Genomic DNA, 13,392 nt, shown 5'->3' on the forward strand with positions numbered 1-13,392 from the left:
GAGCGTTGTTCAACCGGCGCGGGTGCGGCTTTTGTTGTGCACCGCCCCCGTGGCCGTACGCCTTCCGGTCCGGCGAGGTCCCCACAACCTCTCGGGCCGACCCCCCACAGGAGGACGTGAGTTGAAGCACCGACGCATACCCAAGCGGCGTGCAGCCGTGGCAGGTGCGGGTATCGCCGCACTGGTCGCCGCGGGCGTGACCTTGCAGACTGCGAACGCCAGCGAGACGCCGGAGGCGTCCACGCCGAAGACGCTGTCGATCACCGCGGCCGGAAAGCTCGCCTCGACGCTGGCGAAGGACCTCGGCGGTGACGCCGCCGGCACGTACTACGACGCACAGACCAAGAACCTCGTGGTGAACGTGCTCGACCAGGCCGCCGCCGATGCGGTCGAGGCCGCCGGCGCCAAGGCGCGGGTCGTCGAGAACTCGCTCGCCGAGCTGAAGAGCGCGCGTACCACCCTCAAGCAGGACGCGACCATCCCGGGCACCGCCTGGGTGACGGACCCGGCGACGAACAAGGTCGTCGTCACCGCGGACCGTACGGTCTCCAAGGCCGAGTTGGCCAAGCTCGACAAGGTCGTCGACGGGCTGGGTTCCACGGTCGAACTCAAGCGGTCGAAGGGGGAGTTCAAGCCCTTCATCGCCGGCGGTGACGCGATCACCGGTGGCAGCGGGCGCTGCTCGCTCGGCTTCAACGTCGTCAAGGGCGGCGAGCCGTTCTTCCTGACTGCCGGGCACTGCACCGAGTCCATCTCCACGTGGTCGGACTCCGACGGCAACGAGATCGGCACCAACGAGACGTCCAGCTTCCCGGACAACGACTACGGGCTGGTCAAGTACACGGCCGAGGTCGACCACCCGAGCGAGGTCAACCTCTACAACGGGTCCTCGCAGGCGATCAGCGGGGCCGCGGAGGCGACCGTGGGCATGGCGGTCACCCGCAGCGGGTCGACCACCCAGGTGCACGAGGGCAAGGTGACCGGCCTGGACGCCACCGTGAACTACGGCAACGGCGACATCGTCAACGGGCTGATCCAGACCGACGTCTGCGCCGAGCCGGGTGACAGTGGCGGGTCGCTGTTCTCCGGTGACAAGGCGGTCGGGCTCACGTCGGGTGGCAGCGGTGACTGCACCTCCGGCGGGGAGACCTTCTTCCAGCCGGTGACCGAGGCGCTGTCCGCCACGGGTACCGAGATCGGCTGACACGTTCCGCTTCGCGGAGCCCCGTCCCTCGTGTTTCGAGGGGCGGGGCTTTCGTGTTGATGCCTGCGGCGGCCTGCGCGGGTTCGGTGGGGGTGCGCGTAGCGCCAACGGTTGTGTGGTGGGTCGAGGTCGCGCCGCCGTACGCGGGTGTCGCTACGGCGTTGCCGGCTCCCTGCCCCGCAGCATCGACGCCAGGAGTGTGATCGCGATTCCCGCCGCTGCCCAGGCCGAGAGGACCAGTAGGGAGTCGGTTACGTCGTTGCCCTTGAAGTAGGCGATGGAGCGGGTTGCCCAGGTGCCCGCGCCGGGGGGTAGGGCCGGGCCGATGTCGCGCCAGAACGGGGGGAGCAGTGGGGGTGGGAGGGCGCCGCCCGCGCTGGGGTTGCCCAGGATGACGATGATCAGGATCACCAGGCCGATTCCGGCCAGGCCGAAAATGGCCTGGAAGGCCAGGGTGGCCGCGCCCACCGCGAAGATGGTCAGCGCGCCCACGCCCCAGAGCGCGGCGATGCTGCCGGGAAGGGCGCCCAGGATCGGGCCGGCGATCAGTGCGCCGCCCAGGCCGCCCACGACCGCGACCAGGGCCATGGCGAGGAGGCGGATCACCGAGCGTCTCGGGGTGGGGCGGCGGGCGCCCGAGCTGATCGTCATGATCGACGCGCAGAGGTAGCCGCCCACGCACCAGCCCACGGTCACATAGAAGGACGTGAGGCCGTTGGCGTCGTGCGGGTCGGCGGGGGCCACGTCGACGGTGCGGATGGTGCGGGCCTCGGATTTCTCCAGGGTGGTGACGAGGTTCTCCAGGACGGTGGCCAGTGCTCTTCCGCCGCCGGTGGTGACCAGCAGGGTGTCGGTGGTGCCCGCCGGGTCGATCAGCAGGGCGCCGTCGATCTCGCGGTTCAGGATCTGGGCGCGGGCCGTCGCCGCGTCGGGCAGGGCGCGGGGGTCCAGGGGGTCGTCGGGCAGGTTCTCCAGCCGGGTCACCGTCTGCTGGGCGGTGACCTGGGGGGCCACGACCCCGAAGGGCAGGTTCTTGGGCTTCGGGTCGTGGAGTGCGCCCACATAGGAGGCGATGAAGAGCAGAGCGAGGATCACCGTGCCGGTCAGGAGCAGTGTGGCCCGTGGAGTGACCGCGTCCTTCACCTCGGCGAGGAAGGGGCTGCCGGTGGTCTGCGTCATGCCCCCACCGTCCGGGGCTCCGGGCGTTTGCGCAGGTGGGAGGCGTCCGAACGGATGTCGCACGAGTGTTCGAGAAACGGTCCGGAAATGGTCTATGGTGGGGGTGAGGGTGTTGGGAACTGATGTTCGAGTGCGGGGTCCGGGTACCGGCCCCGGGCTCGCCGGAGCGGGAGGTGCGTGTGTCGGGCTTCGCGCATCTGCACACCGCCTCCGGGTTCTCCCTGCGATACGGCGCCTCGCACCCGGAGCGGCTGGCCGAGCGTGCCTCCGAGCGGGGCATGGACGCCCTGGCGCTCACCGATCGTGACTCGCTCGGGGGCGCGGTTCGGTTCGCCAAGGCCTGTGCGGGGGCCGGGGTGCGGCCGCTGTTCGGCGTGGAGCTGGCCGTGGAGGGGTTCGGGCCCTCGGGGGTGAAGGAGGCCGGCGGGCGGCGGCGGGTTCCGGTGCGTGGCGGGGCCTTCGTCGATGACTCGACGCCTCGGGTCACCTTTCTCGGGAGGGACGGGGCCCGGGGGTGGGGCGATCTCTGCCGAATCGTTTCGGCCGCGCATGGCGGGGAGGGGCCGCCGATGCTGCCCCGGGAGGACAACCGGGGGGACGGCCTGATCGTGCTGCTCGGCGCCGACTCCGACGTCGGGCGCGCGCTCGCCGCCGGGCGTCCCGATCGGGCGGCCCGGCTGCTGGTGCCCTGGCGGGAGGTCTACGGCGACTCCCTGCGACTGGAGGCCGTCTGGCACGGGCGCAAGGGCACCGGTCCGGGCTCGCTGCGGCTGGCCGCCCGTACCGTCGGCTTCGCCGCCGAGCAGCGGGTGCGGCCCGTGCTGAGCAACGCGGTGCGCTACGCCGACCCCGGGCTGGGGCCGGTCGCCGACGTACTGGACGCCGCGCGACGGCTCGTGCCCATCGGCGCCGGCAAGGAACTGGACTCCGGGGAGGCCTGGCTCAAGGGCGCGGGTGACATGGCCCGGGTCGCGGAGCGGGTCGTCGAGGCCGCGGGCTTCCGGCGTGACACCGCGTACCGGCTGCTGGAGCAGACCGGGGCGACCGCCGCCGAGTGCCTTGTCGATCCCGAGGACGATCTCGGGATGGGCACCGTCCACTTTCCCGAGCCGCACCTCGTCGGGGCCGGAGCCCGTACCGCTCAGCGGGCGCTCGCCTCACGGGCGGTGGCGGGCATGGTGCTGCGCGGCTACGACGGGCGGCGGGCGTACTGGGAGCGGGTGCACCAGGAACTGGACATCATCGCCCACCACGGGTTCGCCTCCTATTTTCTGACGGTCGCCCAAGTCGTGGATGACGTACGGAAGATGGGGATCCGGGTGGCCGCGCGTGGCTCCGGCGCGGGATCGCTCGTCAACCATCTGCTCGGCATCGCGCACGCCGACCCCGTGGAGCACGGGCTGCTGATGGAGCGCTTCCTGTCCAAGCGGCGGCCGGTGCTGCCCGACATCGACATCGACGTGGAGTCCGCGCGGCGGCTGGAGGTCTATCGCGCGATCATCGAACGGTTCGGGAGCGAGCGGGTCGCCACCGTCTCCATGCCCGAGACCTATCGGGTGCGGCATGCCGTACGGGACGTGGGCGCGGCCCTGTCCATGGACCCCGCCGACATCGACCGGATCGCCAAGTTCTTCCCGCACATCCGGGCGCGCGACGCCCGCGCGGCCCTCGAGGAACTGCCCGAGCTGCGGAAACTGGCCGGGGAGCGGGAGCGGTACGGCAGGCTGTGGGAGCTGGTCGAGGCGCTTGATGCCTTGCCGCGTGGCATCGCCATGCATCCGTGCGGGGTGCTGCTCTCGGACGCCTCGCTGCTCTCCCGTACGCCCGTCATGCCGACCAGCGGCGAGGGCTTCCCCATGTCGCAGTTCGACAAGGATGACGTCGAGGACCTCGGGCTGCTCAAGCTCGATGTGCTGGGCGTGCGGATGCAGTCGGCGATGGCGCACGCCGTCGCGGAGGTGGAGCGGGCCACGGGGGAGCGGATCGATCTGGACCGGGTGGAGGACGGGGACCCGGCCACCTATCGGCTCGTCCGGTCCGCCGAGACCCTGGGCTGCTTCCAGATCGAGTCGCCGGGGCAGCGGGATCTGGTCGGGCGGCTCCAGCCGGCCACCTTCCACGATCTCGTCGTCGACATCTCGCTCTTCCGGCCCGGACCGGTCGCCGCCGACATGGTGCGGCCGTTCATCGAGGCGCGGCACGGGCGGGCGCCCATCCGCTATCCGCACCCGGATCTGGAGGGGCCGCTGCGGGAGACGTACGGGGTCGTCGTCTTCCATGAGCAGATCATCGACATCGTGCACATCATGACCGGCTGCGGGCGGGACGAGGCCGACCGGGTGCGGCGCGGGCTGTCCGACCCCGAGTCGCAGGGGCGGATCCGGGTGTGGTTCGCGCAGCATGCGGCGGCCAAGGGGTACGACGCGGAGACCATCGGGCGGACCTGGGAGATCGTCGAGGCCTTCGGGTCGTACGGCTTCTGCAAGGCGCACGCGGTCGCCTTCGCCGTGCCGACCTATCAGTCGGCCTGGCTGAAGGCCCATCACCCGGCCGCCTTCTATGCCGGGCTGCTCACCCATGACCCCGGGATGTATCCGAAGCGACTGCTGCTGGCGGACGCGCGGCGGCGTGGGGTGCCGATCCTGCCGTTGGACGTGAATGTGTCGGGAGTCGCCCACCGTATCGAACTGGTGTCTGAATCCCGGGGTGTGAAAGGGGTTTGGGGGCTGCGGCTCGCCCTCTCCGACGTGCACGGCATCAGCGAGGCCGAGGCGGCCCGGATCGCGGACGGGCAGCCGTACGCCTCGCTGCTCGACTTCTGGGAGCGGGGCCGGCCCAGCCGTCCGCTGGCCCAGCGGCTCGCGCAGGTCGGCGCGCTGGACGCCTTCGGGGCCAACCGGCGTGATCTGCAACTGCATCTGACCGAACTGCACCGGGGCGCCCGGGGCAAGGGCGGCGGCGGGGGACAGCTCCCGCTGGCCGGCGGGCGGAAGACCGCCGCGGCCGGACTGCCCGACCTCACCTCCGCGGAGCGGCTCAGTGCCGAGCTGGGGGTGCTGTCGATGGATGCCTCGCGGAATCTGATGGACGACCACCGGGCGTTCCTGGACGAGTTGGGCGTCGTCTCGGCGCGGCGGCTGAGGGAGGCCAGGCACGGCGAGACCGTGCTGGTAGCGGGGGCCAAGGCGGCCACCCAGACGCCGCCGATCCGGTCCGGCAAGCGGGTCATCTTCAGCACCCTGGACGACGGGACGGGCCTGGTGGATCTCGCGTTCTTCGACGACTCGCACGACGCCTGCGCCCACACCGTCTTCCACTCCTGGCTGCTGCTGGTGCGGGGGGTCGTGCAGCGGCGCGGGCCGCGCAGCTTGAGCGTGGTGGGCTCCGCCGCCTGGAACCTCGCCGAGCTGGTCGAGCTGCGCGCCGAGGGCGGCCTGGACGAGGTGGCGGCGCGGCTGGCGGAGCCGGTGGCGGCACCGGCCGGGGACGACGGGGATCCGGCGCGCGGCCGACGAATCCAAATGCCCACCGGATACGAAATGAACCCGTGGGCCGATCTACGACCGGCGGGTCAAGAGCCTTCACAGGTACGGAAGTTGTGGCACCAGAGTCCGGGGAGTGCGGGATGACCATCCTCTGCGTACGTTTTCAGCTGCCGCCGACGCGTGAGGCGGCCCTGCCCGGACTGCTCGGGCTGCTGGAGGACTTCACGCCGGTCGTCCAGGCGCTGCCACCGGATGCGGCGCTGGCCGATCTGCGGGGCGCCGAGCGGTACTTCGGGCGCGACGCGGTCGAGCTGGCGTCGGTGATCCGGGTGCGCGCCCTCGCCCATCACGGGGTCGACTGCGTGATCGGCGCCGGGCCCGGGCCGATGCTGGCCCGAGTGGCGCTGGGGGAGGCGCGGCCCGGGGTGACCTGTGCGGTTCCCGAGGACGCCGTCCCGGGGTTCCTCGCCGACAAGCCCGTCGCCGCGCTGCCCGGCGTCGGCGCCGCGACCGCCCGCACCCTGTGCGAGTACGGCCTCGACACCCTCGGCCTGGTCGCCGCCGCGCCGCTGTCCACGCTCCAGCGGCTGGTCGGGGTGAAGGCCGGCCGTGAGCTGCGGGAGAAGGCGGGCGGTGTCGACCGGGGCCGGGTCGTGCCGAACGGTGTGTCGCGGTCGCTGGCCACCGAACGGCCCTTCACCCGCGACGAGCTGGACCCCGACCGGCACCGCCGTGCCCTGCTCTCGGCCGCCGAGGAACTGGGCGCCCGGCTGCGCGCCCTGGACAAGGTCTGCCGCACCCTGGCCCTCACCGTCCGCTACGCCGACCGCTCCTCGACGACCCGCAGCCGCACCCTGAAGGAACCGACGGCCCACTCGGCGGCGCTGACCAGGGCGGCGTACGGCATGTACGAGGCCCTCGGCCTCCAGCGCGCCCGGGTACGGGCCGTCGCCCTGCGGGCGGAGGGGCTCGACCCCGCCGAGCAGGCCTCCTACCAGCTCACCTTCGACCCGCTCGACGAGAAGGCCCGGCGTATCGAGGAGGTCGCGGACCGCGCGCGGGCGAAGTTCGGGCCGCACGCTGTGATGCCGGGGTCGCTGGCCGCGTAGCGTCAGTTGGCCCATGGCGGCGTGATGAGCGTGCCGTCGGCCAGTTCGGCGGTCAGGCCGATGGATGTGGTGACCCAGGTGACGGCGGTCCGTTCGGTCGGGTTCTGGACGGTCAGGGTCGCGCCGGGGTTGATGATCAGGGTGTCGCCGGCCGCGATCCGGTCGGTGCGGCCGTCGAGCGTGATCAGCAGCTCGCCGTCGAGCAGATGCAGGATCTCCTCCCGGTTGACGGTGTGCGCGGGTGCCTTGGTCCCCGCAGGGATCTCGCCGCGCCAGGCGCACAGCTCCTTGCTGCCGGTCAGAGGGGTGGCGTACGAGACGAATCGGGCGCCGTGGATCTCGTGGGTGACGGCTTCGGACGCTCGGATCACAGGCATGGGTGCCTCCTGTCGACGGTGAGGGAAGATGAAAGATGGTCAAGCAGCTTGACCATATGTGGCTATGGTCAAGCTGCTTGACCGATTCGTCAAGGGTGTTTCAATGCCTGCGTGCAGAACTCCGAAGCCATGGCCCTGTCCGCCACCCTGCTCGCCGTCGCCGGTGAGCTCACGCAGCGCATCCATGAGGGCGTGGTCGCCCGGGGTTTCGAGGGGGTGCGGCCCGCGCACGGTTTCGCGTTCGCCCGGCTCGCCCCGGACGGCGCCACCGCCACCGACCTCGCCGTCCATCTCGGGGTGACCAAGCAGGCGGCGAGCCAGCTCGTCGACGAGATCGTGCGCAAGGGGTACGCCGAGCGGCGGCCGCATCCCGGGGACGCGCGGGCGCGGTTGATCGTGCTGACCGAGCGGGGGTGGGCCTGTACTCGTGCGGCCGAGGAGGCGGCGGCGGAGGTCGTGCGGGGGTGGGGGGATGTGCTCGGCGAGGGTGAGGTGCGGGCGCTGCTCGGGCAATTGGCGCGCATCGCACCGTATGGGCCCATCCGGCCTGCCTGGTGAGGGTTCATCAGTGGTTGTGAACCGTCTCTGACTATCACTGGAAGTTTTTACTGACGCGTAACTTCACACGTCTACTACTCGCCCGTAACTTGACGAGTGAACAGCATCCTCGTGATCCGGATCACAGGGCGTAAGGCCGTCGTACCTCCCTTGAGCCGCAAGGAGATCACCCGATGCTGCCCTGGAAACGAGTGCTCAGACCGCTGGCCGCGCTGCTCCTGACCGCCGCGGTCGCCGTCGTCCCCGCCGCCACCACCGCCCAGGCCGCCGAGACGGCCGCGACCTCCAGCAGCGGCTGGAACGACTACTCCTGCAAGCCGTCCGCCGCGCACCCCCGCCCCGTCGTCCTCGTGCACGGCACCTTCGCGAACTCCGTCGACAACTGGCTGGGACTCGCGCCCTACCTCAAGAACCGCGGCTACTGCGTCTTCTCCCTCGACTACGGCCAGCTCTCGGGCGTGCCGTTCTTCCATGCCCTCGGCCCCATCGACAAGTCGGCGGAGCAACTCTCCGCCTATGTCGACAAGGTGCTCGCCGCGACCGGCGCCGCCGAGGCCGACCTCGTCGGCCACTCGCAGGGCGGCATGATGCCCCGCTACTACCTCAAGTTCCTCGGCGGTGCCGGCAAGGTGAACGCCCTCGTCGGCATCGCGCCCAACAACCACGGCACCACCCTGTCCGGGCTCGCCAACCTGCTGCCGTACTTCCCCGGCGCCGAGGACCTGCTCAGCACCGCCACCCCGGCCCTCGCCCAGCAGGTCGTCGGATCCGAGTTCATGACCAGGCTCAACGCGGGCGGTGACACCGTCCCCGGGGTGCGCTACACGGTCATAGCCACCAAGTACGACGAGGTGGTCACGCCGTGGCGGACCCAGTTCCTGAACGGGCCCGACGTCAAGAACGTCCTGATCCAGGACCTGTGCGCGGTCGATCTGTCCGAGCACGCGCTCATCGGCCTCACCGACCGGATCGCCTTCCACGAGGTGGCCAACGCGCTCGACCCGGCCCACGCCAGCCCCACCACCTGCGTGTCCGTGATCGGTTGAGCACATGAGCGCGGAACACATCGCCGGGGCCTGACCGGCCTGAGCCGCCGTTCAGGCCCCGGAGCCCTTCCCGTCAGCGGCCGTGGCGGGCGCCTCCGGTCGCCCGCCTGCGCACCGACGCGAACAGAACCGCCGAACCCAGCGCCAGGGTCGCCGCACCGCCCATCGCGAGATACGCCGTGCCGCTGTCCCCGCCGGTCTCGGCGAGGTTCTCGCCGGCACCCGCCGCCTTCGGCTGGTTGGCGGGCGTGTCCTCAGGCGCCGCGACCGGCTCCGCCGAAGTGCTCGCGTCCTGGTCACCGTGGCCGTGGTGCTCGATCGTGGACTGGCCGGCGCCGTCCTCGATCTGCTCCTCGGAGGGCGCGGAGGCGCTCGGGGCGGGCGCGGGCCCGCTGTCGGAGCCGCCAGGGGTGGTCCCGCCGCCGAACGTGACGTCCGAGCAGGAGTAGAACGCCTCCGGGCTGTCCGAACGCTGCCAGACCGCGTACAGCAGTTGCTTGCCCGAGCGCTCGGGAAGGGTGCCGGAGAACGTGTAGAAGCCGCCCGACGCCGCCGGGTCGGTGACCGTCGCCACCGGGTTCGCCAGATCCAGGTCGCCCCAGGCCAGCGGCTTCGAGGGGTCGTAGCCCGCCTTGGTGATGTACACCTTGAAGGTGCCCTTGTGCGGGGCGGTCACGCGGTACTTGAAGGTGTACGACCCGCTGCTCACGCTCGTCGCCGGCCAGTCGGCGCGGGCCAGGTCGAGGCCCTTGAAGGCCTCGCTGTTCGCGCTGCACAGCTTGCCGTCCGGGATCAGCTCCTGGTGCCGGCCCGCCGCGTCGCCGATGCGGATGCCGTTCCAGTCGTAGAGGGCCTGGGTGCCGCCCGCCGAGACCGCCGCCTTGCACGCGTCGGACTTCGGGCTCTCCGGGCCCTCCGCGTAGCACTGCGAGACCCGGCTGACCGGATCGCCCATCGAACCGTGCGCCGAGGCGGGCGCGGCGGCGAGGGCGGTCAGGGCGAGCGGGGTCAGGCCGAGGGCGGCGACGGTGGCGGCCGTGCGGCGTGCGGGCATGGGGGATCTCCTTGGAACCGATGCGGATGGGTGCCGGATCCAAGAAACCGTGAATTCGCCTGTCGCAGGGGGTTCGCGGCGATCTTTAGGGTCGCCTTAAGGGAGTGCTCAGACTGAGATCAGGTAGGTAGCGTGCATGCCATGACGAACGAGGAGATCCGGCCCGCCACGGCCGCCGACGCACCGGACGTCAAAGCCGTGACCGACGCGGCCTACACGCACTACATCGAGCGCATCGGGCGGATCCCGGTGCCCATGCTCGCGGACCACGCGGCGAACGTGGCCGAGGGGAAGGTGTTCGTGACGGGCGATCCCGTGATCGGGCTCGTCGTCCTGGAAGTGCACGAGGACCATCTGTTCCTCGACAACATCGCCGTCCACCCCGATGCCCATGGCCAGGGCGTGGGGCGACGGCTGCTGCACTTCGTGGACGCACGCGCGCGTGCGCTGGGCCTGCCCGAGGTCAGGCTCTACACGAACGCGCTGATGTGGGAGAACCAGAAGATCTACCCGAAGTACGGGTACGAGGTCGTCGAGCGTCGCGTGGAGGGGCCGTACGACCGCATCCACTACCGCAAGCGCCTCGACTGACGCGTCTCGCCCGCCCGGCGGGGCGTTTCAGCCTTCCGGCCACCAGGTCCGGGCGATGTCCTTGCGGACCTCCGGTCGTCCCGACGGCGAATCGTCCGCCTCCTCCCGGAGCCGGCGGCGGGCTTCCGTCTTGCTCTTCAGGGGCTTCTGCACGGTTGTGCGGCGCATGGCTGCCTCCTTCAGTGCCTACCCAAGTTCCGCGTTGTCACGGAGGTAGACCCTTTCGGGGAGAGTTCCTCATCGCCGCGGGCCCTGTCAGTGGCGGGTGTCACGATCGGACTGTCAGTGGCGGGTGTCACTCTTGGCCTCATGACGAACGGTGAACACGCCCTCACAGGGACGGAACCGGACTGGGACAAGGCCGCCGCCACCTTCGACGACGAGCCGGACCACGGCCTGCGCGACCCCGAAGTGCGCCAGGCATGGGCCGCCAGACTGCGGTCATGGCTGCCCGAGCGCGCGTCCGACGTACTCGATCTCGGCTGCGGCACAGGCAGCCTGTCACTCCTCGCGGCCGAGCAGGGGCACCGGGTCACGGGCGTGGACAGATCCGCCGCGATGGTCGCCCTCGCCCGCGCCAAGCTCGCCGGGCGTGACGCGGTGTTCCTGCGGGGCGACGCTGCGGCGCCGCCGGTGGGGGAGGAGCGGTTCGACGTGGTGCTCGTACGGCATGTGCTGTGGGCGCTGCCCGACCCGGGCCGGGTGCTGCGGCACTGGCGTGGGCTGCTGCGTCCGGGAGGACGGTTCGTGCTGATCGAGGGTGTGTGGGGGACGGTCTCGCCGGTCGGTATCCCGGCGGAACCGCTCACTTCCCTCCTCGCCCCGCTCGCCCTGGAGGTGCGTGTGGAGAGCCTGTCCGACGACCCGCGGCTGTGGGGCAGGGCCGTGGAAGACGAGCGGTATGCCGTGGTGGCGACGGCCTAGTCCAGCAGTGCCTCCAGGCCGCCCTCGACCCTGGCGAACCCCTCCAACTCGTACAGGGCCGCCACCGCCGAGGCCGCCGCCTCCGGGTCCGACTCCGCCAGGCCGCTCTCCGCGAACTCGTCCTCGTCCAGCCGCCGTACGTCCGTGCCGTCGGCCGAGCGCCACAGGTCCAGGTCGAGGTCCTCGACGACCAGCTCGCCGTCCGACAGCGTGGCCGGGCGGGTGATGTCGCAGTACCAGCCCTTGAGGACACCCTCCGCGTCGCGGACCTCCTTCACCGCGTACCAGCGATCACGCCAGTAGTACTCGGTGAAGACATCGCCCGGCTCGAACCGGACGAAGCCGAAGTCACGCACGCCGTCGCCGGACCAGGGGGCGCGGACGGTGACACGGGTGCCGTCGTCGGCGAGCAGCTCCGCCGTGTAACGGATCTTCGTACGGCCGCCCTTGACGAGGACCACGTCCAGCGGGCGTCCGCCCCGGTCAGCCGAGTTCGCGGACATGGCGGACCTCCGTCGCGCAGATCTCGTACCCGAACCACCGGTTGATCGCCAGCATGGGTTCATTGTCGGCGTCGTTGCCCGTGAACGCCTCCTTGTAGCCGGCGGCGCGGGCGCGGTGCAGCGAGTCGTTCTTGGCGAGCTTGGCCAGGCCCCGGCCGCGGTGGGCGCGGGCGGTGCCGGTCATCGCCGTGGAGTAGCGGGTGGCGCGGTCCGTGTAGGCGGCGCTGAAGGCGACGGGGCGGCCGTCGACGACCGCGACCGACGTCAGGTCCAGGTCCAGGAGTGGGTGCTTCCAGCTCTCCTCGATCCAGGCCTCGTAGTCGGTGAGATCGGCCCCGACATCGCTCGGTTCGTCCGACGTCGTCTCCGCGTCCAACTCGAACATCGGGCGCGGGTCGTCCGCGAAGTCCGCGGCCCTGCGCAGCTCCACGCCGGGCGGGAGATCCTGGAGAGGCGGCAGCGCGCCGTTCGCCAGGTCCAGGCGCAGGAAGTGGGCGGAGCGGCTCGCACGGTAGCCGTGCCGCTCGGCGAACGCCCGGTTGCCCGGCTCGTCCAGGACCCAGGAGAACAGCTTCGTCGCACCCAGCGCGGTGAGATGCTCCTCCGCGGCGCGCACGAGGAGGTCCCCGGCGCCGCGGCGCGTGCGGTCCGGCTGCACATAGATGTTGAGATAACCCTGACCGGGCTCCCCACTGTCATGGGCGATGCCGACCTGGGCCGTGCCGATCGTCTCGCCGTCCTCCTCCGCGACGAGGGAGCGGTAGTGGGCGTCGGGGTGGGTGCGGGTCGTGCGATGGACGATGGCTTCCGGCGTCCACAGGACGTAGGGGATTGCCAGGTGTCGGCTGCGGGCGAAGCGCTCGACGTCGGCGGGCACTTCGGGGCGGAGGTCGCGTACGGTCACGGTCATGGTGGCGCACGCTACGTGGGGGATGTGCGCGGATGCCTCTCATTTTCCGGCGGGTACGGGACAATCGCCCTGTGACCTTGAAGATCCACATCGACGACAGTGCCGCGCCGTACGAGCAGGTGCGGGCGCAGATCTCGGAGCAGGCGAGGGCGGGCGTACTGCCGGTGGGGTACCGCCTGCCGACCGTGCGGGGCCTGGCGGAGTCCCTGGGCCTGGCCGCGAACACCGTCGCCAAGGCGTACCGGGCGCTGGAGAGCGACGGGGTGATCGAGACGCGGGGGCGCAACGGCACGTTCGTGGCCGAGGCGGGCTCCGCGGCGGAACGGGAGCTCGCGTCGGCTGCCCAGGCGTACGTGGAGCGCGCCCGCCGGCTGGGGCTGACGGAGACGGATGCCCTCGTCGCCGTACGGGATGCCCTGCGGGCGGTTTACGGGGAGTAGGGCGACCCGCGG

At 71.3% G+C, this 13,392-nt stretch carries 14 protein-coding genes; 8 read left to right on the plus strand and 6 right to left on the minus strand.

Annotation, left to right across the window (positions count from 1 at the left end; translation table 11 throughout):
• The first annotated feature begins 121 nt into the window (after nucleotides 1–121).
• Nucleotides 122–1,204, plus strand: a complete 1,083-nt coding sequence (locus tag IE325_RS30950; RefSeq protein ID WP_190073414.1) for a S1 family peptidase — start codon at nucleotides 122–124, stop codon at nucleotides 1,202–1,204.
• A gap of 153 nt (nucleotides 1,205–1,357) precedes the next feature.
• Here the strand turns inward: IE325_RS30950 and IE325_RS30955 are convergent, their stop codons facing one another.
• Nucleotides 1,358–2,383 carry a DUF3533 domain-containing protein gene (locus tag IE325_RS30955; protein WP_190073415.1) on the minus strand — a complete coding sequence of 342 codons (1,026 nt, stop codon included), beginning with the start codon at nucleotides 2,381–2,383 and terminating at the stop codon, nucleotides 1,358–1,360.
• 179 nt (nucleotides 2,384–2,562) lie between these two features.
• Here IE325_RS30955 and IE325_RS30960 point away from each other — a divergent pair, with 179 nt between their 5' ends.
• Both IE325_RS30960 and IE325_RS30965 read left to right on the plus strand, forming a co-directional pair.
• Nucleotides 2,563–6,012: a DNA polymerase III subunit alpha gene (locus IE325_RS30960; protein WP_190073416.1), complete on the plus strand. Its 3,450-nt coding sequence runs from the start codon at nucleotides 2,563–2,565 to the stop codon at nucleotides 6,010–6,012.
• Complete coding sequence (locus IE325_RS30965; RefSeq protein ID WP_190073417.1) at nucleotides 6,009–6,977, plus strand: DNA polymerase Y family protein; 969 nt, start codon at nucleotides 6,009–6,011, stop codon at nucleotides 6,975–6,977. The genes IE325_RS30960 and IE325_RS30965 overlap by 4 nt, the downstream gene beginning before the upstream one ends.
• 2 nt (nucleotides 6,978–6,979) lie before the next feature.
• Here IE325_RS30965 and IE325_RS30970 read toward each other — a convergent pair whose 3' ends face one another.
• Nucleotides 6,980–7,354 carry a cupin domain-containing protein gene (locus IE325_RS30970; protein WP_190073418.1) on the minus strand — a complete coding sequence of 125 codons (375 nt, stop codon included), beginning with the start codon at nucleotides 7,352–7,354 and terminating at the stop codon, nucleotides 6,980–6,982.
• 111 nt (nucleotides 7,355–7,465) lie between these two features.
• On the opposite strand from IE325_RS30970, the gene IE325_RS30975 reads away from it, so the two are divergent.
• Nucleotides 7,466–7,912 (plus strand): MarR family winged helix-turn-helix transcriptional regulator, encoded by a 447-nt coding sequence (locus tag IE325_RS30975; RefSeq protein WP_190073419.1) that lies wholly within the window; start codon nucleotides 7,466–7,468, stop codon nucleotides 7,910–7,912.
• A 173-nt stretch (nucleotides 7,913–8,085) separates the two neighbouring features.
• A complete protein-coding gene (locus IE325_RS30980; protein WP_190073420.1) occupies nucleotides 8,086–8,958 on the plus strand; it encodes an esterase/lipase family protein in 873 nt (290 codons plus the stop codon).
• A 73-nt stretch (nucleotides 8,959–9,031) separates the two neighbouring features.
• Here IE325_RS30980 and IE325_RS30985 read toward each other — a convergent pair whose 3' ends face one another.
• Entirely contained in the window at nucleotides 9,032–10,012 is a 981-nt protein-coding gene (locus tag IE325_RS30985; RefSeq protein ID WP_190073421.1) for a lytic polysaccharide monooxygenase auxiliary activity family 9 protein, read from the minus strand.
• A gap of 141 nt (nucleotides 10,013–10,153) precedes the next feature.
• Here IE325_RS30985 and IE325_RS30990 point away from each other — a divergent pair, with 141 nt between their 5' ends.
• The gene (locus IE325_RS30990; RefSeq protein ID WP_190073422.1) at nucleotides 10,154–10,603 is read left to right on the plus strand and encodes a GNAT family N-acetyltransferase; all 450 of its coding nucleotides are present in this window, start codon (nucleotides 10,154–10,156) and stop codon (nucleotides 10,601–10,603) included.
• A gap of 27 nt (nucleotides 10,604–10,630) precedes the next feature.
• Here IE325_RS30990 and IE325_RS30995 read toward each other — a convergent pair whose 3' ends face one another.
• Nucleotides 10,631–10,771: a hypothetical protein gene (locus IE325_RS30995; RefSeq protein WP_190073423.1), complete on the minus strand. Its 141-nt coding sequence runs from the start codon at nucleotides 10,769–10,771 to the stop codon at nucleotides 10,631–10,633.
• 141 nt (nucleotides 10,772–10,912) lie between these two features.
• Between IE325_RS30995 and IE325_RS31000 the strand changes: the two genes are divergently transcribed.
• Complete coding sequence (locus IE325_RS31000; protein WP_190073424.1) at nucleotides 10,913–11,527, plus strand: class I SAM-dependent methyltransferase; 615 nt, start codon at nucleotides 10,913–10,915, stop codon at nucleotides 11,525–11,527.
• Here the strand turns inward: IE325_RS31000 and IE325_RS31005 are convergent.
• On the minus strand, nucleotides 11,524–12,030 hold the full coding sequence (locus tag IE325_RS31005) for a ribonuclease FAU-1 family protein (RefSeq protein ID WP_190073425.1): 507 nt from the start codon (nucleotides 12,028–12,030) through the stop codon (nucleotides 11,524–11,526). The two genes, IE325_RS31000 and IE325_RS31005, sit on opposite strands and share 4 nt — an antisense overlap.
• Nucleotides 12,011–12,940 carry a GNAT family N-acetyltransferase gene (locus tag IE325_RS31010; RefSeq protein ID WP_190073426.1) on the minus strand — a complete coding sequence of 310 codons (930 nt, stop codon included), beginning with the start codon at nucleotides 12,938–12,940 and terminating at the stop codon, nucleotides 12,011–12,013. The genes IE325_RS31005 and IE325_RS31010 overlap by 20 nt, the downstream gene beginning before the upstream one ends.
• 71 nt (nucleotides 12,941–13,011) lie before the next feature.
• Here IE325_RS31010 and IE325_RS31015 point away from each other — a divergent pair, with 71 nt between their 5' ends.
• On the plus strand, nucleotides 13,012–13,380 hold the full coding sequence (locus IE325_RS31015) for a GntR family transcriptional regulator (protein WP_190073427.1): 369 nt from the start codon (nucleotides 13,012–13,014) through the stop codon (nucleotides 13,378–13,380).
• The last annotated feature ends 12 nt before the right edge of the window (nucleotides 13,381–13,392 follow it).

The organism is Streptomyces lanatus (assembly GCF_014655715.1).
Taxonomy (GTDB): domain Bacteria; phylum Actinomycetota; class Actinomycetes; order Streptomycetales; family Streptomycetaceae; genus Streptomyces; species Streptomyces lanatus.

Coding starts and splice junctions, on each gene's coding strand:
- IE325_RS30955 (WP_190073415.1), bottom strand. CDS start 2,383: ATGACGCAGACCACCGGCAGCCCCTTCCTCGCCGAGGTGAAGGACGCG.
- IE325_RS30965 (WP_190073417.1), top strand. CDS start 6,009: ATGACCATCCTCTGCGTACGTTTTCAGCTGCCGCCGACGCGTGAGGCG.
- IE325_RS30970 (WP_190073418.1), bottom strand. CDS start 7,354: ATGCCTGTGATCCGAGCGTCCGAAGCCGTCACCCACGAGATCCACGGC.
- IE325_RS30980 (WP_190073420.1), top strand. CDS start 8,086: ATGCTGCCCTGGAAACGAGTGCTCAGACCGCTGGCCGCGCTGCTCCTG.
- IE325_RS30985 (WP_190073421.1), bottom strand. CDS start 10,012: ATGCCCGCACGCCGCACGGCCGCCACCGTCGCCGCCCTCGGCCTGACC.
- IE325_RS30990 (WP_190073422.1), top strand. CDS start 10,154: ATGACGAACGAGGAGATCCGGCCCGCCACGGCCGCCGACGCACCGGAC.
- IE325_RS30995 (WP_190073423.1), bottom strand. CDS start 10,771: ATGCGCCGCACAACCGTGCAGAAGCCCCTGAAGAGCAAGACGGAAGCC.
- IE325_RS31000 (WP_190073424.1), top strand. CDS start 10,913: ATGACGAACGGTGAACACGCCCTCACAGGGACGGAACCGGACTGGGAC.
- IE325_RS31005 (WP_190073425.1), bottom strand. CDS start 12,030: ATGTCCGCGAACTCGGCTGACCGGGGCGGACGCCCGCTGGACGTGGTC.
- IE325_RS31010 (WP_190073426.1), bottom strand. CDS start 12,940: ATGACCGTGACCGTACGCGACCTCCGCCCCGAAGTGCCCGCCGACGTC.